General features: G+C 48.4%; 18 protein-coding genes. 4 read left to right on the top strand and 14 right to left on the bottom strand.

The annotated features are described in order from the left end of the window. Nucleotide 1: 1 nt before the first annotated feature. From BMZ54_RS07715 to BMZ54_RS07705, 3 genes are all read right to left on the bottom strand, one after another. Nucleotides 2-2,143, bottom strand: coding sequence for a glycoside hydrolase family 31 protein (locus BMZ54_RS07715; protein ID WP_089908717.1), 2,142 nt, complete (start codon nucleotides 2,141-2,143; stop codon nucleotides 2-4). Nucleotides 2,144-2,204: 61 nt separating this feature from the next. After that, a complete protein-coding gene (locus BMZ54_RS07710; protein WP_162277495.1) occupies nucleotides 2,205-2,762 on the bottom strand; it encodes a dihydrofolate reductase family protein in 558 nt (185 codons plus the stop codon). A gap of 86 nt (nucleotides 2,763-2,848) precedes the next feature. Beyond that, nucleotides 2,849-3,622, bottom strand: a complete 774-nt coding sequence (locus BMZ54_RS07705; RefSeq protein ID WP_089908710.1) for an AraC family transcriptional regulator — start codon at nucleotides 3,620-3,622, stop codon at nucleotides 2,849-2,851. 265 nt (nucleotides 3,623-3,887) lie between these two features. Here BMZ54_RS07705 and BMZ54_RS07700 point away from each other — a divergent pair, with 265 nt between their 5' ends. Then, entirely contained in the window at nucleotides 3,888-5,150 is a 1,263-nt protein-coding gene (locus tag BMZ54_RS07700) for an NRAMP family divalent metal transporter (protein WP_238386528.1), read from the top strand. A gap of 6 nt (nucleotides 5,151-5,156) precedes the next feature. Here the strand turns inward: BMZ54_RS07700 and BMZ54_RS07695 are convergent, their stop codons facing one another. After that, nucleotides 5,157-5,564: an NUDIX hydrolase gene (locus BMZ54_RS07695; RefSeq protein ID WP_089908706.1), complete on the bottom strand. Its 408-nt coding sequence runs from the start codon at nucleotides 5,562-5,564 to the stop codon at nucleotides 5,157-5,159. A gap of 80 nt (nucleotides 5,565-5,644) precedes the next feature. Between BMZ54_RS07695 and BMZ54_RS33130 the strand changes: the two genes are divergently transcribed. From BMZ54_RS33130 to BMZ54_RS07680, 3 genes are all read left to right on the top strand, one after another. Continuing rightward, nucleotides 5,645-5,842, top strand: coding sequence for a hypothetical protein (locus BMZ54_RS33130; RefSeq protein WP_089908703.1), 198 nt, complete (start codon nucleotides 5,645-5,647; stop codon nucleotides 5,840-5,842). A gap of 143 nt (nucleotides 5,843-5,985) precedes the next feature. Then, a complete protein-coding gene (locus BMZ54_RS07685; RefSeq protein ID WP_089908700.1) occupies nucleotides 5,986-6,636 on the top strand; it encodes a DUF1349 domain-containing protein in 651 nt (216 codons plus the stop codon). A gap of 340 nt (nucleotides 6,637-6,976) precedes the next feature. Further along, on the top strand, nucleotides 6,977-9,403 hold the full coding sequence (locus BMZ54_RS07680; protein ID WP_238386527.1) for an ABC transporter permease: 2,427 nt from the start codon (nucleotides 6,977-6,979) through the stop codon (nucleotides 9,401-9,403). Nucleotides 9,404-9,517: 114 nt separating this feature from the next. Here the strand turns inward: BMZ54_RS07680 and BMZ54_RS07675 are convergent, their stop codons facing one another. From BMZ54_RS07675 to BMZ54_RS07630, 10 genes are all read right to left on the bottom strand, one after another. Beyond that, nucleotides 9,518-10,876, bottom strand: coding sequence for an alkaline phosphatase family protein (locus BMZ54_RS07675; RefSeq protein ID WP_089908698.1), 1,359 nt, complete (start codon nucleotides 10,874-10,876; stop codon nucleotides 9,518-9,520). Between the two features lie 105 nt (nucleotides 10,877-10,981). Continuing rightward, the gene (locus BMZ54_RS07670; RefSeq protein WP_089908695.1) at nucleotides 10,982-12,262 is read right to left on the bottom strand and encodes an MFS transporter; all 1,281 of its coding nucleotides are present in this window, start codon (nucleotides 12,260-12,262) and stop codon (nucleotides 10,982-10,984) included. 6 nt (nucleotides 12,263-12,268) lie between these two features. After that, nucleotides 12,269-13,534: a sugar MFS transporter gene (locus tag BMZ54_RS07665; RefSeq protein ID WP_202909178.1), complete on the bottom strand. Its 1,266-nt coding sequence runs from the start codon at nucleotides 13,532-13,534 to the stop codon at nucleotides 12,269-12,271. Nucleotides 13,535-13,543: 9 nt separating this feature from the next. Beyond that, nucleotides 13,544-14,356, bottom strand: coding sequence for an N-acetylmuramic acid 6-phosphate etherase (murQ, locus tag BMZ54_RS07660; RefSeq protein ID WP_089908692.1), 813 nt, complete (start codon nucleotides 14,354-14,356; stop codon nucleotides 13,544-13,546). Then, on the bottom strand, nucleotides 14,353-15,180 hold the full coding sequence (locus BMZ54_RS07655) for a TIM barrel protein (RefSeq protein WP_089908690.1): 828 nt from the start codon (nucleotides 15,178-15,180) through the stop codon (nucleotides 14,353-14,355). The genes murQ and BMZ54_RS07655 overlap by 4 nt, the downstream gene beginning before the upstream one ends. Nucleotides 15,181-15,211: 31 nt before the next feature. Continuing rightward, nucleotides 15,212-16,108: a phytanoyl-CoA dioxygenase family protein gene (locus BMZ54_RS07650; protein WP_089908689.1), complete on the bottom strand. Its 897-nt coding sequence runs from the start codon at nucleotides 16,106-16,108 to the stop codon at nucleotides 15,212-15,214. 52 nt (nucleotides 16,109-16,160) lie between these two features. After that, on the bottom strand, nucleotides 16,161-16,937 hold the full coding sequence (locus BMZ54_RS07645) for a 6-phosphogluconolactonase (protein WP_202909177.1): 777 nt from the start codon (nucleotides 16,935-16,937) through the stop codon (nucleotides 16,161-16,163). 39 nt (nucleotides 16,938-16,976) lie between these two features. After that, the gene (locus tag BMZ54_RS07640) at nucleotides 16,977-19,820 is read right to left on the bottom strand and encodes a TonB-dependent receptor (RefSeq protein WP_089908687.1); all 2,844 of its coding nucleotides are present in this window, start codon (nucleotides 19,818-19,820) and stop codon (nucleotides 16,977-16,979) included. Nucleotides 19,821-19,858: 38 nt separating this feature from the next. Next, the gene (locus BMZ54_RS07635; RefSeq protein ID WP_089908684.1) at nucleotides 19,859-21,112 is read right to left on the bottom strand and encodes a hypothetical protein; all 1,254 of its coding nucleotides are present in this window, start codon (nucleotides 21,110-21,112) and stop codon (nucleotides 19,859-19,861) included. Continuing rightward, on the bottom strand, nucleotides 21,099-23,579 hold the full coding sequence (locus tag BMZ54_RS07630; protein WP_202909176.1) for a glycoside hydrolase family 20 zincin-like fold domain-containing protein: 2,481 nt from the start codon (nucleotides 23,577-23,579) through the stop codon (nucleotides 21,099-21,101). Before BMZ54_RS07630 ends, BMZ54_RS07635 begins: the two co-directional genes overlap by 14 nt. Nucleotides 23,580-23,666: the final 87 nt, after the last annotated feature.

Genomic DNA, 23,666 nt, shown 5'->3' with positions numbered 1-23,666 from the left:
GTTATAGTACCGGCACCCATTTTCTGATCTTGTACATGCCCGCTTTCAGCGGTCCCCTGCGTTGCATGCTCCCATGGCCATTTTTCCAGGATAATGTGATGAGGTTATATTTTCCCTGCTTATAAGCGAATGTTTCACCGTCATCTTCCAGCAGGCCTGCCGTAGCGTTCCCCGGGCCAAAAGCATAACAGGTAATATTGAAAGGCTGTGCGGCATCTAAATAAGGCACCGGATCGGCTAATGGCAGCAAGGTGCCGGACTTTATAAAAATGGGCAGCTGGTTAAAGCCGCAGTGAATGGTATACGTTTGGGCGCCGCTATATTTCCGGTGGGTATTAAAGTCGTACCAGTCCCCTGCCGGCAGATATACAGCGCGTACGGAATCTGTTCCGGTAAGCGGCGCTGCCAGCAGGCTTTCGCCTATCATATACTCATTGTCTACATTATATACATTGGCATCCTGCGGATAGTCCACTACCAGCGCGCGAAAAGGCGGAATACCATTATGTGCATACTGGAAAAACGCATGATACAGGTAGGGCACCAGCTGCATGCGGAAGTTAAAGAGCTGGCGGATGGTTTGCTCTGTTTGGGTGGCTTCCGGCAGCAGGCTGTCGGCATTATTACGCGCAGTATTGTATTGCAGCCAGGGCGGATTTTTCAGGTACCAGCTGTTAAATACTGTTTGTGCAGACATAACCGCGGTTTGCGTACGCCGCACCAGTTCTGTTACAGAGCCGGATTCCCGCACTTCCGGCGACCATAAGATGCCGCAAAAACCGGAGTTAGGGATCATACGGATGTAATCGTCGTGCTCATAAATATCACTGTACAACACCGCGGGGTAAGCAGATGCAAAAGCGCCCAGCTGGCGGATATCAAAGTAAGAACGCTGATCATGCTGCTGCATAAGCTGGTAAAAGCTACGGAAGTACAGGTTCCCGAATACCTGGTGCATTTGTTCTCCTGTAATGCCGGAAGGGAAAGTGCTGGCCTCCGGAAAGCTCCAGGTACGGTCTGCGCTGCCCAGGTCAGAGTTGTCACATTCATCCAGCTTAAAACCGGAAATACCTTTGCTTATTATAGCGGTATCATGGTAAGCGGCAAAAATGTTACGGGTAAGGCTATCCGCAAAATCAGGCACCAGCCCTTTCCACACCGGGAAGTCGCCCGACCGCTGCTCCAGCGGTTTGTATAATGGCGATAGCGGGTTTACAAAAGCATGCTCCCATAAGTTCACATGCAGGTGCTGTTGCCGCAGATCTGCAGCCAGCTGTTCAGGCTGTGGAAATTTTTTGGTATTCCATACGTAGGAGCAGGAATAAGAGGCCGTTTGCCAGCCGGGTTCCAGCCCAAATACATCACAGGGAATTTTATGATCGCGGAAGTAAGCGGCCATTTTCAGCACCTGCTGCTGGTTAAAATCCGCTTTCACACGGTATTTGATGCCCAGGCCCCAAAGCGGGGGCAGCACGCCGCCGCCGGCGTACAGGTTATAGCGCTGTATGGCCTGTTTCATATCAGGCCCTGCAAAAATGTATATTTCAATGCCCCGGGCGCCGGGAATATCCACGATCATGTTTCCCTTATCCTGGTCTTTACTCATGTAAAGCGCATCAGTGCTGAGCGCCGGTGTATTATTTCCTGCGCTGTCTGCGGCGGCTATTGCCCTGCGCCGCGGGTTGCTGCCACAATAAAAGGTAGTATAGCGCAGGGTATTGATCAATATTGCATATCCTTTATTGGATACGTACATAGGCACCGGCGCATGCGTGTAACCTACATTACCCAAAGGGCTGTCATTTGTAACAGGCCGTACCCTCAGCCCCCGCTGGTTAAATGAATTGATCTGCATACCAAAACCGTACAGCTGCTCATCAGCGCCAAGCGGAATTTCCACCACGCAGCCCCGTTCTGTGATGCGGATGTTAATATCCGCAGGGTTAAAAGGCAGGGTAGCTGCAGGCAGCTGCTGCAGGGCAGCCATTACCGGCTGCTCAGGAACAAACCTTTGCGGGGTAAAGGCATCGGGCGTTCCTTTTGAAATAACCTGTATGCCGAGTAAAGACTGCGCATAAAGAAGATGAGTATTTATAAAGAGGCATACCAGCAGCATGCCCCTTATTACATAGTGAGTTCTCATTTTTACGGGTTTGCGGATCTTTTACCCGCAATCTTCCTGCCGGATAATTCCTGACTGCTGTCTATTTGCTTTTCACCGGGCGGTAATACAGCACCAGCACGCCGTGGTCCAGTGTTTTGGTATCAATCAGCTCCAATCCCTGGAACAGGCCATCCTGGAAAAAGCGCTTTCCTTTGCCTACTATAACCGGGTGCACCAGGAAACGGTATTCATCCACTAAACCGGCTTCTGCCAGGGACCTTACCAGGATGGCGCTCCCTTCTACCTGGATCTCATTGCCGGGCTGCTGTTTTAATTGCGTGATGGCTGCTGCCAGGTTATCTTTAATAATAGTGGAGTTTTCCCATTCCGCTTTTTGCAGGGTGGCAGACACTACATATTTATCCACACTGTTCAGCTTAGCGGCTACGCCCATTTCATTATTCTTTTGTGCAGACCAGTAAGGGGCCAGCATTTCAAAGGTCTTACGGCCAAAAAGAATGGCATCGCTGCCCAGGATACCGTCCCGGATATACGTTTGCCGGCTTACACTGTCATAAGGGTTAAACCACTGCCCCATTGTTTCTGCGTCAAAAATACCGTCTAAAGACATCCAGGTTGATACTACTAATTTTCTCATATACTTCGTTGTTTTATGCATACAAAGTAACAGCACCCTGCGCCCATGGGATAGAACAAACCCGACATTTTTGGAAAGGGGTATTTTTAGCCGGCAAAATCGCTGGCTTCTTTTAAATATTCCAGGGGAGTGTGGTTGGTGAATTCTTTAAATGCGCGGATCAGGTGACTCTGGTCTGCATAGCCATTGGCATAGGCCACATCCGCCATGCCTGTAAACTGGCCCCGGCTCAATTGCTGCAGCGCGGAATGGAACTGGCAAATGCGGCTGAAGGTTTTGGGAGAAACGCCTACATGCAGCTCAAACATACGCTGCAAGGTACGTTCTGTTACATACAGCTCCTTCTGTACATTTGTGAGGGATACCATCCCTTTGCTTTGCTGTATCACCTGCGTAGCAAAGGAAATGGAGTTGTTTACATCAGGGTTGTTAATACCCGTAAGCTTTAACACATAGCTGTCCATGAGCTGTAAACGCTGCTTTAAAGTTGTGGCATTCAGCAGCTGTTCTTTGAGGCGCATGCCCCTGGCAGGTTCTGAAAGGCTCAGGTCAATACCCAGGTCGGTGAGCTCCCGGGCATGCCATCCAAATAAAGGCTTTAATACAAAGGGGTACAGGAAATAGGCGATCACGGTCACCTGTCCGGCTATATGCAATTCAATGGGTTTAATATTTTGACCGTACAGCACCAGGTTATCCGGTTGCTTAGGGCCGTCCGTAAGCTGGAAGGTGATGCTGGGATACCCTCTGGCGATGAGCGGCAGCACAGTTTCATGCAGCACATGATCATGTTCAATGACCACAATATCACTTACATAACGGGCAATGGAAGGAGGAGGAAGCAGGGTTTGTATATTCATCCCCGGTTACATTTATAATTTTCACTAATTTAAACATATCAGCCGAAAAAAGATAGCGAATGAACACCGGTCCTTACGCAATTTTACAAACACACCTGCATAGGCGCTAAAAGCGGTATTCGCCCCTACCGACTACCTGAATTGTAGAATAACTTACTCAGTTTAAATGTATTACCGGGCTGTAACCCTGTAAATACCCTTCTTCGCAGGAATGGTATATGAATTGCCTTCTGATATTCATACATTCCACTTTAACACCATTCATTTGAATAAAAAAACCACCAGGGAATCGGGCATTAAAAGATTCCTGAAAATATTAGGGCCCGGATTGATCACCGGCGCCAGTGATGATGATCCCTCCGGCATTATTACCTACACACAGGCCGGCGCAGGTTTTAAGTTTGCGACCCTGTGGACGGCCCTGATCACCTTTCCATTAATGGCTGCAATACAGGGCATGTGCGCCCGCATCGGTATGGTAACAAAGGAAGGCTTATCGGGCATTCTCCGTAAACATTATCCCAGGGTTATATTATATACCATGATGCTTTTCAGCTTCCCGGCTATTCTTTTAAACATCGGCGCAGATATACAGGGCATGGGCGCTGTGGCCAACCTGCTGCTGCCGGGTGTCCCGGCATGGGCATTCAGCATCATTTTTACAGGCGCGCTGCTGTTCGTGATCATTAAATACCCCTATGGCAAAATTACCCGCATCCTGAAATGGCTGTGCATTACCCTGTTCCTGTATATGATAGTACCTTTTATGGTGCATGCAGACTGGAAAGATATCGGTAAGCATACCCTTATTCCTACCTTTCACGCGGATAAGGAATATCTGCTCATCCTGGTAGCCATACTGGGTACTACTATTTCGCCTTACCTCTTTTTCTGGCAGGCCACCATGGAAGCAGAGGATATGAAACAAGAAAAAAAAGTGGTGGTGAATAAACGCATTCTCAGCGATATGGCAACAGATGTGAACACCGGTATGTTCTTCTCCAACCTGGTGATGTTCTTCATGATCATTACTACCGGCGCCGTGTTATATAAAGCAGGTGTGCGGGATATTACTTCCATTGACCAGGCGGCCAAAGCGCTGGAACCACTCACCGGTAAGCTCACCTACATACTTTTTAGCCTGGGAGTGCTGGGCACCGGCTTCCTGGCTATCCCCGTATTAGCGGGCTCTATGTCGTATGTACTGGCGGAAGCATTTAACTGGCAGCAGGGGCTGGACAAAAAATTCCAGCAGGCCAAAGGTTTTTATATTTCTATTATTATTGCGCTGCTGGTAGGTTTGCTGCTGGAATTTTCGGGTATCAGCCCGGTGCATGCATTGTTGTACACGGCAGTGTTGTATGGGTTAACGGCGCCGGTAATGATCGCTATCATCATCCATATCTGCAACAATAAAAAGATCATGGGCAAACATACCAATACCACTTTATCGAATGTACTGGGCGTATTAACTTTTATATTGATGCTGGTGAGCGCTGTGGCGCTGGTGTATTACCAGTTTAAATAAGTGTGCTTAATCCACCAAACCATCTTCCCTTAATTTTTCAAAAGCTATTAATACGCCCGGCACCTGCTGCGGCTCCTTTTGATAATCAGCCAGGCTGAAATATTTTACCGCACCGATCTCTGAAGAGGGTACCGGTGTTTGTGTAAGCGCATGTATAAAACAGTCCTGCTGCATTTGCAGCCCGTTTTCACCAAAAGCAGGTGCGGAAATATGATGATACCATTGCAGCTCTTCCAGGGGAATGTGGATGTTCAGCTCTTCCGCTACTTCCCGTTGCAGGCCGTTCACGGCGGTTTCACCGGCATCTACCTTACCGCCGGGCAGGTACCAGGCTTGTTTGTTATTGCTGAAAGCCAGCAGCAATTGCCTGTCCTTTACAACGATTAATCCCGCGCAATGCAATTCCTTTTTCATGAGTGCAATTTTATAACTTAAAGCTGTATACTGCAAGACATGGAAATATTTATCTATATTGCAATGCTTTAATTTTACCCATGAAACTCAAACATTTTATTATTCTCCTGTTTATCAGCTTCCTGTTATACTTCACAGCTGCGGTTTTCAAGATCCAGCATTGGCCGGGTGCAAGTAACCTGCTGATGGCTGCATGGATTATAAACATCCTTGCTATTGTTGGCATACTTTATAAGCTAGTGACCCATCCGAAAATAAAAAATTTCCTGAACTGGTAAATAGGATGGCTGGCGTACATTCCGCTATGCCAGCCTGTTTAATGTTTATCGCTACTCCACGTCTAAACCTGCCCGCTACTAAATCCGGCCTTTTATAACCATCTTTGTTCTATAGACGAACAGCCTAATTAAAAGCATCAAAAATGAAAAAAACTATTTTAAGCATCCTCACGGTATGTACGGTACAAGTTACATTAGCCCAGAGCCTCAACAAAATGTTATGGTTCAACGAACCGGAAAAATGGGAGATCAAAAACAATAGCCTGAGCATGACGGTAACGCCGCAAAGCGATTACTGGCGCATCTCCCATTATGGATTCACAGTAGATGATGCCCCGTTCTATTATGCCACTTATGGTGGAGAGTTTGAAGCAAAAGTAAAATTAACCGGTGCTTACAAAGCCCGTTTTGACCAGATGGGTTTGATGATCCGCGCAGATCATGAAAACTGGATCAAGGCCGGGGTTGAATTTGTGGATGGGAAATTAAATGTAAGCTCTGTGGTTACGCATAAAACCAGCGACTGGAGTGTGATAACGCTGGATAAGGTTCCGCCCTTCATCTGGATAAAAGTAGTGAGGAAGTTAGATGCAGTGGAGATCTATTACTCTTTTGATGATAAGAACTATATTATGACGCGCAATGCGCCGCTGCAGGATAACCACCCCGTAATGGTAGGGTTAATGGCTGCCTGCCCGGATGGCAATGGCTTTGATGCTACGTTTGAAAGTTTTACGGTGAAACATTTGCCGGATCAGCGGAGAGTGGAGTGGCTGAAAAAGCATGCGGAGTAATTAATAAAAGTTGGCATGCGCTTACTTAGAACTTATCTATTATTATGTCTTTTGATACTCATGCTGTCGTTAGTTTTTCGTTGTTCAAAAGAAGGAAGGCTCAGGTTGCAGAAAGCAACATGGGAGCGAAGAATAAAGAAATTTCATGAAAGAGACAGTTTGAATAAGTCTAATAAGGTAAAGAAAGATCCATACTAAACATAATTGTTTAAAAAGGCTGACGCACATTTACGTATCAGCCTTTTATCATTTAGTTGTAACTGTTTTATAAATGAACGATTTATTGTTCATTATCGAACAGGTGAACGGAAAAGGTTATTATAATTGATTGATTATCAAATTGGATAATCTCTGGCATTTTTTTGGCCGCCTGGCTCAAATGCTAAAGACTTACTTCAGGACTGCATGGCGGGAGATCAGCCGCAATAAAGTATACAGTGCATTGAATATTCTGGGTTTGGCTTCCGGAATGGCCGCAGCCCTGCTCATCGGCTTGTGGGTCTATGTCCAGGTTTCCTATGATCGCTTTATACCTGGTTACCAACATGTCTACAAGGTAAGATATAATGTGAATAACAACGGCGAGATCAATACTTCCAATTCCACCAATTTACCGTTGGCGGAGGCATTGAAAGAAGATTTTCAGGAGATAAAATATGTGGCACAAACCGACTGGATGGGCCAGCATCTGCTGAGCGTTGGCGATAAAAGAATAAACGTTAATGGAGCAATGGCAGGAAGCGACTTCCTGAAAATTTTTCAATATCCGTTTATTCAGGGTAATGCAGGTACTGCGCTGAGCGATCCATATTCCATTGTTCTGTCACAGACCACGGCGGTTGTCTTATTTGGCCAGGAAGATCCTGTGGGCAAAATAGTGCGCATCGATAATTTTCATAATCTGCGTGTTTCCGGTATCCTGAAAGACGTACCGGCCAATTCTACATTTCAGTTTAGCTTTATTGTGCCTTTTGCCTATTATTCGGCTACTGATGAAGGGGTTAAAAATTCACTTAATGATTGGAACAATAATTCTTTCCAGACCTTTGTTGCCCTGCAGCCTAATATTTCTTATGCAGATCTGGCCCCTAAAATAAAGGGAATGCTGGTTAAGCATAGTCCGAAATATTTTGCGCAAACAAAAGCTGAGCTGTTCCTGGAACCTTTAAAGGACTGGCATTTATTTTCGGAGTACAGGAATGGAGTAGTCACTGGCGGCCTGATAGATTATGTGAAGATGTTCGCGATCATCGGGATCCTCATCCTGGTCATTGCCTGTATCAATTTCACGAATCTTTCCATAGCACGTTCAGAAAAAAGGGCACGCGAAGTAGGCATCCGTAAAGCCATCGGCTCCCGCCGTAAAGACCTGGTTTTGCAGTTTTTGACCGAATCCATGACCTTAACCGTAGTGGCATTTTTGCTTTCGCTGCTTTTAGTCATACTGGCGCTCCCGGCTTTTAACAACCTTACCCATTCAACTATCAGCATTCCTTTTAATAATGGCTTGTTTTGGCTGACCATGGCAGGCTACATCCTGCTTACAGGCCTGCTTGCCGGAAGCAGACCAGCGTTTTACCTGTCCTCCTTTAACCCGGTGAAAGTTCTAAAAGGATCTATGCAAACAGGCAAGGGCCGTCACATTCCCCGGAAGGTACTGGTGGTGGTGCAATTCACCTGTTCTATTGCGCTGATCATTAGCACGATCATTATTTACCAGCAGATACAGCATGCCAAGGACAGGCCGGTGGGATATGACGCCAGCCGTTTATTGATGACCGATGCTACCGGAGATTTAACGCGCAATTATGAAGCCTTTAAAAACGAAATGTTGAACACCGGCGTCGTAAGCAGTGTTACCAAATCATCCAGCCCGGTTACCGACCTTTGGGCCAGTAATAGCGTAACGGACTGGTCTGGCAGGCTGCCCGGAGAAACCCTAAGCCTGGCGATTATCGGTGTATCTGATGCGGATTATTTTAAAACGCTGGGTATGAAAATAGTGAACGGACAAAATTTCACCGGCAATCTTGGGGCGGATTCCCTGAGCGTCATCCTGAATGAAGCGGCTGTCAAGCGCATGCGGTACAAAGATCCAATCAACCAGGTTATCACCTGGCACACCGTGCAACAACAGGCTACGGTTATCGGCGTGGTTAAAGATGCATTAATGTTGTCGCCGTTTTCGGGTTCGGTTCCGACTATTTTTATTTACCAGCCAAGCTGGTCAAACGTAGTGACCTACCGTTTATCACCGTACGTTAATACACATACAGCGCTCACAAAACTTGCCCCGGTGTTCAATCGTTATAACCCAACCATTCCCTTTCAATACCGCTTTGTGAATGAAAGCTACGCGTCAAAATTCGATTTTGAATCGCTGATCGGAAAACTCGCAGGCCTCTTTGCCTCGCTGGCTATCATAATCTCTTGTATAGGCCTTTTTGGCTTAGCATCCTATCTGGCAGAAAAGCGGACCAAAGAAATTGGCATACGCAAGGTACTTGGCGCTTCTGTTCCCCAGGTATGGTTGCTGCTTTCAAAAGATTTTCTTTTGCTTGTATTGATCAGCTGCCTGATCGCATCCCCGATCGCTTATCATTATTTGCAAAACTGGCTGATGAAATACGATTACCGGATCACAATAGGCCCTACACCATTTGTACTGGCGGCAGTGGCAGCCACCCTCATAACTGTATTTACTGTCAGTTTCCAGGCTATTAAAGCTGCCATTGCAGATCCAGTGAAGAGCCTGAGGTCGGAATGATTGCCTTTTCCTGAAATCAATCCGACTTTAAGGATTAAATAATTGCAGGATTAAATTATAGCCTTAAATATTATTTTCCGGATCAGGCTTGATTATTACAAATCAGTTCACCACTTATTTATCCTTAAAACAACCCGGGTACTCCACTCCTTCCCCACCCGGCATGGTAAGCCCCATTAAATGCGCTACCAGCGGTGCAATATCTTCCAAACCCATTGCAGGAATGACCACATCCTTTTTCAAACCAGGTCCATAGGCAATAAAGCCGGTCTCTATATTATGAAAGTCCGGGAAATAGCCATGGGTACCGCCTTTGGCGGGTTTCAGCGGTTCTCCGCCTGCAGCATCACTAAATGCAATGCCTTGTTTGGCAGCCAGTGCCAGCTGCACTTCCGGGTCAGCGCCTATTTTGGTAAGCTCCTCTTTTTCTACTATCCTGAACAGCTTTTGCTGAGCGGCCGGCATAGATCTTAAGACCTCTTTTACCTTATTCAGCGTTTGCTGGTCGTTCTTATCTCTCAGGTACAGGAAGGTGCTGCCGCCCTGTGCGTGAAAGGTAGCTTTCCAGTTGCCGCGGTCTTTTTTATCCTCCATCAGGCCGGCTTTTGCCAGCCATACATTGGGTGCAAATAATGTGTGGATGTCTACAAAACCATGGTCTCCTACTATCATGATCACAGTGCTGTCTTTAATGCCGGCTTTTTCCACGGCTTCCATAATGTGGCCTACGGCGCGGTCCGCATTGGCAATAGCCCTGTCTACGCCTAACCCCTGACGGCCGCCCAGGTGCTCAAAATGGTCTACACAAACCAGGTGCACGGTGGTAAGGGAGGGTTTGTAGGTTTGTACCAGGTAAGATGTGAGGCGGGCGATATCTTCATCCATGCTCAGGTAGTCGCCGCCTATATCTGCTGTATCCAGCTTGCCAATTGCATTTTTTTCTGCTTCTTCAAACAAACCTTTGGGAGTAGATGCGTCACGCATGGGTTTTAAAGGATCTTCACCCGGCTTGCCTTTGGGCGATTCCGGCAGGTTATAATCTATATAGGTAGCGCCTACGGTTACCGGCCAGTGTACCGCAGCAGTGGTGCCGCCTTTCTGCTTAACGGCCTGCCATAAAGTAGTTGTTTTGATCAGGTTATTTTCCCAGTTCCAACGGCCGGTTTGTCCTTCGCGCTCAAAAGGGGTATTGTAATAAATGCCATGGCGGGCGGGCATTACACCAGTCATAATGGTGGTGTGGGATGGATAGGTTACAGTAGGCAGCACTCCCCTTACACCGTCGGCAGAAACACCTTCTGCTGCCAGCCAGTGCAGGTTGGGCGTGGGCCAGGTAGCTTCGCGGTAAAAGTCCGGGCGCAGGCCGTCAATGCTGATCATCACTACATACTTTGCCTTTTGCGCCCGGGCTGCAAATGCGCCGGTCAGCACCAGCGTTACGGCCAGGGCTATACGTTTACAATTCCAATTCATGATACAATAATTTTGCTACGTTTATGTACTTAAACAGAAGCGGCCAAATTACTGCAAAAGAAAAGTTGGTCAGGTTATCATTATGTTATGAATCGGGGGCTATGCTTAGAAATCTATCGGCTCCATTTTCGGCGTAAGCCAGTGGATCAGCAGCCAGGCCAGTAAAAAGGAAAGACTGCAAAAGATGAATATAATGTTATACCCCGCGGTAATATTATTCAGCGCTTTGTAATGGTCCAGCACTGCGCCAATACCCATGGGAAACAGCACCCCGCCTATAGCGCCGGCCATGCCTCCGATACCTATCACGGAGCTTACTGCCTTACCTGGCAGCATATCCGATACAATAGTGTAGATATTGGCGCTCCACGCAGCATTACCGGCAATGGAAAGACTGATCAATCCTACCACTACCCAGATATCCTGCGTGTACCGCGAAGCAAAAATAGGCAGCACGGTTAAGGCAGATACCAGCAGCGCATACTTGCGCGCTTTATACACCGGCCAGCCTTTTTTTATGAGCATGGATGAAAGATAACCTCCGCCCAAAGCGCCTACTGTGGCGGCTGTATAAATAATGATCAATGGCGGTGTAGGCTTTTTCAGGTCCAGGTGAAAGGCGCTGGAAAAATAGGAAGGCAGCCAGTACATGAAAAAGTACCAGATAGGATCTGTAAAGAACTTACCAATAATGAATGCCCAGGTTTGTTTCAGCCCAAACAGCTTAAACCAGGAAACGCCCTGTCCCTGCGGCGTTAAAGGATCTGCATCACTTTCAATATACGCCAGCTCCTGCGAGGTTATTTTTTTATGCCTGGCAGGGACCTCATACATGAACAGCCAGGCTATTAACCACAAAATGCCTAAGCTACCGGTAATAATGAAAGCGGCCTGCCAGCCATACACGCCCAGCAGCCAGGGAATTACCACCGGCGCCAGTACCGCGCCAATATTGGCGCCCGAATCAAAAAAACCGGTGGCCAGCGCTCTTTCCTTTTTAGGGAACCAGGCTACCACTGTTTTAATGGCGGAAGGAAAATTGCCGGATTCGCCCAAACCCAGGCTGGCCCTTACAATGCCAAAACCCAGCGTGGTCTTTACCACGGCATGCAGCATAGCGGCAATGCTCCATATGGCAATGGAAATACTGTATCCCAGCTTGCTGCCCAGCTTATCTATCACGCGGCCAAACAGCAGCAGCCCGAAGGCATAGGCTGCGGTAAAGGCCATTACTATATGGCTGTAATCTGTTTCTGTCCAGTTAAATTCTTTTTCAAGTATAGGTTTCAGGTAGCCCACCACCTGCCGGTCCAGGTAATTGATGGTGGTTGCAAAAAACAGCAGGCTGCAAATAGCCCAGCGGTAATGGCCCGTTTTGTTAGTCATGTAAGGTTATTTAGCTTGTTTCTTTCCTGCATTGCTGTAATAGACCAGGAAGCCGTATGCCGGTATTAATATACAATAAGCGTATTGATTGTTAAAAACAGTGGCCAGCCAGCCATACAATAAAGGCATCAGCGCGCCGCCGGCAATGCCCATGATCAGCACTGCGGAGCCGCGGGCCAGCGCTTTACCTTCCAGTCCCTTTAATGCCTGTGGCCAGATGGCAGGCCATAACATGGCATTGGCAAGCCCCAGCAATGCTACGCCTGCAATAGAGGCTTTTGCAGGTAATAGTATAACCAGCACCGTTAGCATAAGCCCCAGCCAGGTAGATGCATAAAAAGCCTTTTGCTGTGATACATAACGCGGAATGGCCCACACGCCTGCAATATAACCTACCATCATGCAAAACAATGCATAGGAGGTAAAGTTCTTGGCTATATCCAGGCTAATGCCGTGGTACAGGCCATAATTGCCGATGGTATCACCGGCCAGCACCTCCGCACCTACAGCAAAGAAGATGGCGGTAAACCCCGGCAGAAAACGCATACTGCCGGTTAAAGGCGCGGTAACAGCAGTTTCCGGCGCTGCCGGCTTAATATCCGGCAGGTGTGCAAAGCGCAGTAAAATTGCTACCAGCACCAGTATGGCTGTGAGTATACAATACGGCAGTATTACATCATGCGCCAGCTCATCTAAGCGCAGCTTTTTTTGCACTTCATTCATTTGCGCCAGCTCGCTGATAAGGCCTCCGGAATTTTTCAGGATAATGCTGCCCATGATCAGCGGGGCCAGTATACCGGCCACTTTATTGCAAATGCCCATAATGCTGATACGGCGTGCCGCGCTTTCCGCGGGCCCCAGTAAAGTAACGTAAGGGTTAACGGCTGTTTGCAAGAGCGTAAGCCCGCCGCCGGTTAAAAATAAACCGGTCAGGAACAGGCCATAGCTGCGGGTAAGCGCTGCCGGCACAAACAGTAAGCAACCGGCGGCCATAATGTATAAGCCGGCGCTCATGCCCCTGATCATACCGGTTTGCTGTAACAAACGGCTGGCTGGTATGGCCATAGCCGTATAGGAAATATAAAAAGCAAAAGTAACCAGGTAAGCCTGCCACTCCTCCAGCTCACAGGCTATTTTCAGGTAAGGAATTAAAGTGCCGTTGATCCAGCTGATGAATCCGAAAATAAAAAAGAAGATCCCGATCAGCAGCAGGTTCTTCCTATAGCCGCTACCGGTAGTGGTGCTGTCTTGCATGCTTACTGCTACTGCCATTCCGTTTGTTTACAGGTTTGTTAATGCCGCCTGCACGCTGCCGTATTGCAGCAGCAATGCCTTTGCCTTTTCATAATCAGCGATGCCGCCGGTTTCCATTAACATACGCGTACCACGGTCCGTTAATTTTTCGTTGGTGATCTGCATGTACACCATGCGGTTATCTTGCACGCGGCCCAGGCGTATCATAAGAGCGGTGGAGATCATGTTCAGCACCATTTTCTGCGCAGTGCCGCTTTTCATGCGGGTGCTGCCGGTAATAAATTCCGGGCCTGTTATTACTTCAATGGGATAATCCGCATGGCTGGCCACCGTCGATCCGGGATTGCATACAATACAGCCTGTGGCAATGTTATGCTTCCTGCATCGTTGCAACGCGCCTGCTACATAGGGTGTAGTACCGCTGGCGGCAATGCCTATTACAAAATCATTGGATCGTATGTTATACTGCTGCAGGTCCTGCCAGCCGGTTTTATAGCTGTCTTCCGCATCTTCGATCCCAAAACGCAGCGCTGCATCCCCGCCGGCCATCAGCCCGTTAATAATACCTGCATCTACCCCATAGGTAGGCGGACATTCACTGGCATCCAGCACGCCTAAACGGCCGCTGGTACCGGCGCCCATATAAAAAACGCGGCCGCCTGCTACCAGCAGCAAGGAGGCGGCTTCTATCAGCGCCGTAACAGCAGGTAGTACTTTTTTTACTGCCAGCGCTACTTTCTGATCTTCCTCATTAATGGAGCGCACAATTTCCTCTGTAGACATCTGCTCTATGTGCCGGTAATGCGAGGGTGATTCCGTGATCCTGTTCTCCTTTTTCATGCAAAGGGGTTATGATTATACCTGCTGTTCAGCAGGGCTTTCATGTAAAGGTTTATATCCCATTGGCTGGCCACCGGCTGCTGTGTGTAAGGCAGCAGCGGCATATAAGGGGGCGGTCCAAATTCAGCCGTTACCGTTAGCTGCTGCAGGCCGGCCTGTTTGTTAATGCGCACTACTTCATCCCAGCAATCCAGGTGCACCTGTAATGCAGCTTCCCATTCCGGTGCGCGCGGGTCGCTTACCTGCGCCCCCTGGGTATGCCCTACCCTGGCATGGATATGACGCGTACGGCTAACAGCCAGCGCTACGGCCGGCTGCTGCTCCTGCAAAAAACTTTCTGCTACCGCTATCCAGTGGGAAAGGTCCAGCGTTAGCTGCAGGCCGGGGAATTGCTGCAGGTACGCAGCAGTAACATGCGCAGCAAAACTGAACTTGCTGCGGTGCGTTTCGTGGTATACCGGTATGCCTGTTGCTGCAGCTACCTGCGCTGCTGCTGTTATTAATTGTCCGTTCTGCTCCATGGTGAAAAAGTCACGCCCCGTTTGTGCGTTTATACATAGGGGTGATACAGCTGCCATGCGCTGCAATCTTTCCATGTAAGCCGGCAGGTGTGCGTCAAAATCCGGTGTTACGGTTTCCCAGTGCTGTGCTACCAGCAGCAGGCCGTGTTTTGCAAGCGCTTCCAGCATCTGGCCCCGCTCCTTTTCATCAGCCGGTACATCGGTCTCTACGCCGTCGTACCCGGCTGCTTTTACCTGTTGGACAAATACATTCCAGGGTACATGTGCATGGCCCCAGCGGGGGCAAAAGAATAATATCTTCATCTAAACCTTTTAGTCGGGTTGCTGATCTGTTTTACAGCTGCACCGCAGGGTCAAATAGCAGCGGATAAAACTGCCCTTTCATTTTTTCGCCTTTGGGTATGCCCGGTGTTTTAGGCAGCAGCTCCTGATCTGAATTGGATAAAGTACCATCTGCAAATACATTTAGCACAAATGCCCGCCGGGAACGTTCCGATCTATTCGCATACGAGCCATGCACCATTAAAGGGTGGTGGAACGCAGCATAACCTTCCTTCAGCTCAATAGGAACGGGTTTAAAAGCGGCTTTCTGTTCCGGTGTCAGGTAATCCAGCACGCCTTCCATATCGCCTGCCAGCTCCGGTTTGTCCAGCAAACCCCAGTGCTGGCTGTAAGGCACATAATAGAGGCAGCCGTTTTCCGTAGTGGCATCATCCAGCCCTACCCAGCAGGTTAAATGCTGCAAAGGAGTGGTACGTGTCCAATAGGAATAATCCTGGTGCCAGGCCACTACCCCGCCATGCCGGGCAGGTTTGCAAAACAGCTGGTCGTGCCAGAAACGTACGGCCTTATTGCCCAGCAGCTGGCTGGCTGCCATTACAAAAGCAGGGTTCCACAAAATATCGTGAAACCCTTTTGTAATACGCCAGGCGCCCAATGCATGAAATAATACCGTGTTAGCATCGGATGATTCGTTAGAGGAAAACTCGTAAAACAGCTCATTACCGGGATGCGCAGGATCTGTGATACCTGCCAGCTCTTCATTCAGCTGATCCACCTGCCATTCTTCCAGCAATTTTATATTACTCACATAACCGTACTCGTTAAAATGCGCTACCTGCTCATCTGAAAGCCGGTATGGTTCCCACTCAGCGGCGGTTTGCGGCCATTTGAACAAATTGCCGGTCAGCTGGTGATACACTGACAGGTCTTCAATTAAAGGCTGTTCCATGTATATATTTTTAAAGGTTTCCTGCTAAATTTCATGCTTCTTCAGCTAATAATCAGCGGGCTGTGCCTGCAGGTACGATCCTTTCTGCGCTGGACTTATCCAGGAACAACACTGCGTTGGCATGTGTTCTCAGGATGGTGGATGGATATTCCTCTGAAATATCATCGTTCAGCGTATGAAATACCGCTTCTGCTTTAGAGGTACCGGGCACCATGCAAAAAATGTAACGCGCTTTCAGCAGGGCCGGTATGGTTAACGTAAACGCATCTACGGGTACCTGCGCCGTATTTTCAAAACAGCCTTCATTTACCTGCTGCTGCTTGCACGCTTCATCCAGGTCCACGATCTTTACCAGCTGCGGATCGTTAAAATCCGCTACATGCGGGTCATTAAAGGCCAGGTGGCTGTTCTCGCCAATACCCATACAGGTAATATCTACCGGGTATTGCTGCAGTAATTTTGCATACCGCTCACATTCCGCAGCACGGTCTGCAGCCTGCCCGTTAATATAATACACCTGTTTGAAGGGCACCTTACCAAAGATCCTTTCCTTCAGGAAAATACCGAACAAGCGGCTGTCATCTTCCGGCAGGCTGGTATATTCATCCATGTGAAAAGCCTGCACCTGCTGCCAGTTAATGTCCTGCTGCACCAGCGCTTCCAGGAACTCGTTCTGGGATGCTGCTGCGGCAAAAATAATGTTCACTGTTCCCTGCGTTTGTAACAGTTCCCGGATGCAGGCAGCTGCCATTTCCGCTGCCGCCTGCCCCATAGCTTTCCTGCTCTCGTAGATCTGTACCTTTAACTGTTCCGCTAATAACTCTGTCATGGTTTTACGTTATATTTTGTGTCTTAAATGGGATTCCAATTACATCCTGAATTTTACACCTGCCCGTCCCCAGTAGGAATAAAACTGTTTTTCGTAGATGCGGTTCTTTTGCCCGAAATAGGCCCGCTGCGGCGCATTGGTCAGGTTCTGCGCCTCTACGTATATGGTAAACCGTTTGCTGATCTGGTAAGATGCGTTGGCATCTATCTGGGTGCGTGCATCACGGATCACATCTGTCTCTGCATCCTCACCCAGGCTTACAATGTAAGAGCCATTGTAGTTCAGGTTACCCTGAATGGTAAAGCCTTTCAGCGAATACGCCAGGGATGCGTTGGCCGTGTGCGTGGCCTGACCCGGCAGGCGCAGGTCCTTGCGGAACTGGGCATCTGCATTGGAATGGCTGTAAGTATAGTTGGCAAATACAGTGAAGCCTTTCAGGAAACCGGGCAAAAAGGTGAGGTTGGCCTGTGCGTTCAGCTCTAACCCGTATACATTAGCTGTGTTACCGTTCAGGATCTGGTAATAACGCCAGTTGGCATATTTATCCGCGCCCTCAAATTCATTACCGTTAAGCGTGGTTACGCTGTTATACTGGAACTTGTCGATCTTCTTATAAAAAATACCGGCGGAGAGAATGCCCAGGTTAGATAAATATTTTTCCGCCATTAGGTCCAGGTTGGTAGAGAATGCGGGCTTCAGCTCCGGGTTACCATCGGTAATGGTTTCGTTCAGGATGCTGACAATACGGCCCGGCACCAGGTCTACAAAGTTAGGACGGGAATAGCCGAATGTTAAACCGCCGCGGATCAGGGATGATTTTGTAAGATCATACTTGGCCTGGATGTTAGGCAGGAAACGGGTGTAGCTGTTCTTTTTCTGCGTAAGCGTGGTAGATTCCCACAGCTCATCTGCATCCTGTGTTATGATGTTGCCTTTATAATCCACAGACGTTCTTTCCACACGCAAACCGGCCAGCAGCATTACCCTGTTGAACTGGATACGGTTCATCAGGTAACCGGCGGTAACGGTTTCCACGGCATCATAGTAATAAGCATCCTGGCTGATGCGGGTACCGGAAGCATCCTGTGTAAAAATGCCATTGTCCAGGTTCTCATTTTCGTTGAAGTAGTTGATCGTCTTATCACGGTCTACTCCCAAACCAAAGTTCATATTACCATCCAGCAGGTGATCATCTACCTGCGTAAGGCCGGAAAAGTTGGTCAGCTTACCTGCGGCCGCATCACCTGTATAAGAGCTTACAATGGTATTGGGCAGCTTGTAACGCTGGTTGTGCATGCGTTTTACCTTAGCGCCTGCTTTGAAGATGGCTGCATTGTTGCCTATTTTATAAGGGATCTGCGCATTCAGCTTGGCCACAAAGTTCTTGCCTTCTGTGTTCCAGTAATCCCGTTCAATGGTATTGTAAGTAAACAGGGAGGCGTCATTCTGCCAGTCCGTACCGGTTGCCAGCAGGTAATCACTGGAAATATCGCGGATGGTAAGCGGAATATTACCCGTAATAAAGTTGAAGGTATTGGCGCGGTTCTCAAACTTCGAATTGCTGTAAAACACGCCTGCATCCAGCTTTACACGGCCTATCTGCGTTTCGCCCTGCAGGTTGTAGTTAATGTTCATGTTATCTTCCGTGGCCGCTTTTACTTCGTTATAGGAACGGCCCCGGGTAGTAACAAACTCGCCATCTTCATTCATATCTGTTCTACTGGTTTGCATGCGGGTACGCTTGCGGTAGCGGGTAATATCATTATCACGGTCGCTGTACATGATGTTGGCCACAATGCTGGTCACCGGGCTAAAATTGTAATCAATGGTAGCGGATGCGCCGGTACGGGTGCGCTGGTTCTCAACAAAAAGGTAGCGTACATCTGTAGGGAAGTAGATCTCACCTTTACCGTCCTCAAAATCTTTTTTCTGCCATACCTGCGCATTCACCTCATCATAACCATTGGTGGTGCGGTAATAGCTGCCTGTTAGCATGATGCCTAAACGCCCGTTGGGATTGGCTTCATCCTGGAAAAAACGTTTACCTACAGCCAGGTTACCAATACCGTTCGACTTTTTGCGCAAGCCGTTATAACCCAAACCGGCATCTACTGATAGCTTGGTTTTGAGTGAGGTGGCGGTAGGAGATTTCATGTTAATAGCACCGGCAATAGCATCGCCGTCCAGATCGGGCGTGAGGGATTTTACTACTTCCATGGAAGATAATACGTTGGTAGGTATAAGGTCGAGGGTGGCGTTACGTTCGCCATTTTCGCCGGTGCCCATGATCTGTTCGCCATTTACATTAATGTTGGTAAAGTTGCCGGGAGTGCCTCTGAGCTGCACGGTAGAACCTTCCCCGCTGCTGTTACGGCCAATGGTAACACCTGGCAGGCGCTGCATGGATTCTGCTACGTTCAGGTCAGGGAAGCGGCCCATTACATCTGCAGATACCACCTGTTTGATGTTATCGGCATTCCTTTGCTGGTTCAGCGCTTTTTGCTGTCCTTCCATTACGCTGGACACCGTTACCGTTGAAAGGTTGGTGGCTTTGGACGACATTTTAAAATCTTTCACCACGGTTTTACCGCCGGTTACCTCTACGGGCACTTCCAGCGCCGTATAGCCCATGTAGTTAATAACCAGGGTATGGCTGCCTGCCTTTATGCCCTGCAGCTCAAAATTGCCGGCCGTGTTGGTAGATACACCCTGGGTAGTACCCTTTACCTGTACAGAAGCGCCGGGCAGGGCGTTTCCATCTGTGTCGGTGATCTGGCCTTTAATATTGCCGATCGTTTGTTGCGCGGAAGCGTGGAATACGCAGCACATCAGCAATGCCAGTAAAAATACAGGCAATAGCGGCTTGTGAATACCTTTTTTCATTTGCTGATAGTTTTGGATTGATAAAATGAACGACATACTTATTTGTACTTAAATGCGAGGTAATCTGCAAAGAACCTTACTGCAAAAGAGGTCCCGATATCCCGGTTGGTGAGCCATATTTTTCCATCTTTGGAACGGGTGCGGGTTTCCAGCACCGCGCCCCGCAGATTAGGATCCGGATGGTCTAGTGCATAGCGGTTCTTCATTAACCATGTTGCTGATTTTTCTATATGCTTATCAAATTCCTTGTAGCCATTTTCCGACAGCGCTATCCATACAATACCTGCCAGCGCCGCTGCAGAACCGGTAGCAGAGCCTTTGTCGGAAGCGCGGCCATTGGTATAGTTATCGTAGTAAATGGTACCGTCTTTTTTCTGCGCTTTTGCAAACGTGCGGGCAGTGTGCGCAGCTCCTTCCAGGTATTTTTTATCACCGGTAAGCTTATACGCTTCTATCAATGATTCCGCATACCAGAGTGAAAAACGGGGATGAAAAGAATGCTCCTCTTCTGAATTGGGCATAAACCGCATCCATACTCCATCCGGCCCCTGCAGCTTCAGCAGGCTGTTACACAGCACAATGAATGCATTGCGGAAAGCCGTATCCTTTGAAAATTCATAGGCATCTTTAAACAGGGAGCCTTCTGTGTTAGGACGCGATACATCATACAGCTCCTGGTCTTTCATAGCCTTCTGTTTCCAGAAAGGACTGTATTCTTTCAGCACCTCCCCTGTTATTATGTTCAGGTTATCGTAACAGATACCTTTATCCTTATCATACATGTTCTTCATCATCCAGGCAGCAGCGTTGGTGGCCACCTGCGCATACTTCGGATCTTTGGTTACTTTAGACAGCTCATAGATGCCAGGTGTACCATCTGATACAGTGGCAAACACCACAAAATCCGGTCCCAGCACATCGCCATGAATGGCCCTTACCATGCCATTCAGTTTGGGATTGTCTTTTATTTCCATGCCGATCCAGTAGTTACCGCCCTTTTTGGCGGCATCCAGGTAAGCCTCATTATGCGTAACCTTATACGCTGCCAGCAGCGCGTTCACTGCCTGCCCCGTATGCCAGGGCACTTCGTAGGGATACCACTTACCTTCTGTAAGGTTATAATCACAGCGCGACTTTCCTTCTTCATCCAGCAGCACACCGGATACATAACCCGCGGTTTCATTAATAGCGGTAATGACCTCTTCTTTCTTCAGCTGCCCATTCACCTGCTGGGCGCCCAGCAAAGCGCCAGCCATGCAGGCCGTAAATACCGTTTTATTAATCCACTTCATATTTGGTGCTTTTAGCATTCAGTTGGTATTTATGTTTATGATTGGTGACCGCGATGTTATCCTGCAGGCGGAAGGTAAAATTCCAGGGCGCCTGCCTGTTATTAACTAATTTAATGAGCAGATGGTTCACCCCTTTCTTTAAGGGCAGCTGCACCTCGCGCGCTGTACCGCTGCCCGTGCTTTTACAGGCTATGCCATTGCAGTACAGCACTGCATTATTAGCGGCATCCAGAAACGCTTTCACAGTGGCGGCGCTGTCTGTTTTGATCTGGCAATAGGCATAGGTGATAGCAGCGCCGCCTTTATAGTGATAATTCTCATCCAGGTCTACAATCCCTCCATCCATGGAAGGAAATTTTTGCCAGCGGTAGATCTTATCCTGGTAATGAATAAAATCTCCCGGTGAGGGCGGTACATCCTCTTCCTTTGACGGTGCATATAAAAAACCGGGTATCACTCCATATTCCTTAACCGGTAGAGGACCGCATAACATCCAGTTCTTAAAATAAGTACGGTCTGTAACCATAATATTTAAGCGCGTTCTGTTAACGGGTGGCAGCTTGCCCTGCACTACGGCCTGCCGCAGCTGCTGTTCCAGCGCAGCCAGGGCATTACTCTTTTTCTCATACGGCTGCATTACTACGTTCAACCAGTAAGGCTGGTTCTCCTGCAGCCAGGCCTGCTGAAACCATTGAGCGGCTGCTTTGTAACGCTCATTCAGCGCATGCAAAGTATCCGCGCAGGCTGTAACAACTGTTACAGCCTGTTCACGGAGCATATGGGTTGACGCACTATATTTTTTAACAACATCCGCTATGATCAGGCGGGTGGTGATCATTAGCTTGTATTGCCGGATGGCAAATTGTAAGGCGCTGATGTCTGCTGCATGACTATGCGGATTAGCCGCAGTAATATATCCCTCGGCCTGGTTAACGATCTGCAAAGCTTCCGTGGCAGATGCATTGTTCAGGATCAGTTTTTTACCGCTGTCCGGTAATATCTTCTGCTGCCATAGCTGGTCGTTCAGGTTATAGGTAAGCGGTAATGCCCGCAGCTGCATCAGCGTGAACAATGCTTTCACATAATTGCCGTTGCTGCTTTCATAAGCGCAGGTTTCATAACGCTGGTCAAACGACGCAGTGTTTGCAGTATCCAGGTTCCAGCTTTTTTCCGCGGATACATATACGCCATACCAGTCGGCAGAGAACAGGTAAGTACCGCCATCATCCCAGATGGTGGCGAAAGCGCCGGTAGCACCATCCCGCTTACCCTGCCGGTAAAAGCCGTCAATGTTGGCTTTGGCCATTACCATATCCGGGAACATGCGGTAAGAGTTGAGGATGCCAGAACATACCATAAACTCCAGCTTGCGTTTGGCAAAGGGTTGTGTCCAGGCATCATAATTCTGCTGATCGCCATACTCCCAGCTCAGGTAGATCACATCTTTAGGCAGCAGGTCCAGCACTTCCTCATGCTGCAGAGCAATATCGCCCCACATCATAATTTTCTTACCATGCTTTTTTACCACATCGTATAGGAACTGCAGGTGATCTGCATAGTATTTTGCTACGCCCACGCTATCTACATACGCTTTTGAATATCCTTTTCCCAGTCCGAATGTTTCATCACAGTTTACATTAAACCAGGGGGCGCTAAAAGCATCGCATAGCTCGCCGATCACGTCTGAAAGGAACTGCCGCGCCTTAGGGCTCAGTGGTGATATTAAGCTGGATGTTTCGCCCATGGAGCGGTACTGCGGCAGTGAAAGTATTTTTTCAAAATGCCCGAACGACTGAAAGCTGCCGATCAGCTGCATATGATAGGTGGCTGCATAAGCCGATAGCTCTTTGATCTGTGCAATGGTCAGCTTCCCGTTCTCCGGCGCAAAATCCGGGTGGGAAAGCGGCTGCACCACATGCTCTATGTAAAAGGAAAGGTAGTTGATCTTCAGCTCCGCCATCCGCGCTATCTGCTCTTTTATATAGGCTACGGTGGAAATGGGTCCGCGGCTGATATCATCAAAGATCACGCGGCGGCTGTAAGCCGGCCAGTCAACAATCGTTAACGCGGTTTGCCAGCCAGCGCGTGTAAGCTGTTTCAGTGTTTGTAACCCGTAGAATAAACCGGTTTCCGTATTGGCGGCAATGAAACGGTACTGCTCATTCATTACCAGTATGTATCCCTCCTGCCCAATAGTCGTGATGCCAGCTGCTGCATACTGGCGTACCAAAGCATCTGCACCTTTATCTTTACCTAACAATACCAGGTTAACTGTAGTTGGCTGACCGGCGCCTGCTTTTGCGGTAGCTGCAAATAATTTCCAGTGTGCGTCCAGGCGGGCGTTCATCAGCGCATCCGTTCCTATACCGTGTAAACGCAGCTGTGCGGGAAAATCTACTTTCTCCGGCCCTATGCTTACCTGCTGCGGGTAAGGCAGCACCGGCACTACTGCACTCGTGGCGTACATTCCATGCAATAGCATGGCCAGTAATAGAAATATCTTTCTATAAACAGTCATTACTTAATGTCCTAAATTTTACTTCGCTGATTTAGA

This window comes from Chitinophaga rupis (genome assembly GCF_900109685.1).
Classification (GTDB): domain Bacteria; phylum Bacteroidota; class Bacteroidia; order Chitinophagales; family Chitinophagaceae; genus Chitinophaga; species Chitinophaga rupis.
The sequence above is the reverse complement of the archived record's forward strand: the minus strand, read 5'-3'. Positions and strand labels throughout refer to the sequence as shown.

Coding starts and splice junctions, on each gene's coding strand:
- BMZ54_RS07715 (WP_089908717.1), bottom strand. CDS start 2,143: ATGAGAACTCACTATGTAATAAGGGGCATGCTGCTGGTATGCCTCTTT.
- BMZ54_RS07710 (WP_162277495.1), bottom strand. CDS start 2,762: ATGAGAAAATTAGTAGTATCAACCTGGATGTCTTTAGACGGTATTTTT.
- BMZ54_RS07705 (WP_089908710.1), bottom strand. CDS start 3,622: ATGAATATACAAACCCTGCTTCCTCCTCCTTCCATTGCCCGTTATGTA.
- BMZ54_RS07695 (WP_089908706.1), bottom strand. CDS start 5,564: ATGAAAAAGGAATTGCATTGCGCGGGATTAATCGTTGTAAAGGACAGG.
- BMZ54_RS33130 (WP_089908703.1), top strand. CDS start 5,645: ATGAAACTCAAACATTTTATTATTCTCCTGTTTATCAGCTTCCTGTTA.
- BMZ54_RS07685 (WP_089908700.1), top strand. CDS start 5,986: ATGAAAAAAACTATTTTAAGCATCCTCACGGTATGTACGGTACAAGTT.
- BMZ54_RS07675 (WP_089908698.1), bottom strand. CDS start 10,876: ATGAATTGGAATTGTAAACGTATAGCCCTGGCCGTAACGCTGGTGCTG.
- BMZ54_RS07670 (WP_089908695.1), bottom strand. CDS start 12,262: ATGACTAACAAAACGGGCCATTACCGCTGGGCTATTTGCAGCCTGCTG.
- BMZ54_RS07665 (WP_202909178.1), bottom strand. CDS start 13,534: ATGGCAGTAGCAGTAAGCATGCAAGACAGCACCACTACCGGTAGCGGC.
- murQ (WP_089908692.1), bottom strand. CDS start 14,356: ATGAAAAAGGAGAACAGGATCACGGAATCACCCTCGCATTACCGGCAC.
- BMZ54_RS07655 (WP_089908690.1), bottom strand. CDS start 15,180: ATGAAGATATTATTCTTTTGCCCCCGCTGGGGCCATGCACATGTACCC.
- BMZ54_RS07650 (WP_089908689.1), bottom strand. CDS start 16,108: ATGGAACAGCCTTTAATTGAAGACCTGTCAGTGTATCACCAGCTGACC.
- BMZ54_RS07645 (WP_202909177.1), bottom strand. CDS start 16,937: ATGACAGAGTTATTAGCGGAACAGTTAAAGGTACAGATCTACGAGAGC.
- BMZ54_RS07640 (WP_089908687.1), bottom strand. CDS start 19,820: ATGAAAAAAGGTATTCACAAGCCGCTATTGCCTGTATTTTTACTGGCA.
- BMZ54_RS07635 (WP_089908684.1), bottom strand. CDS start 21,112: ATGAAGTGGATTAATAAAACGGTATTTACGGCCTGCATGGCTGGCGCT.
- BMZ54_RS07630 (WP_202909176.1), bottom strand. CDS start 23,579: ATGTACGCCACGAGTGCAGTAGTGCCGGTGCTGCCTTACCCGCAGCAG.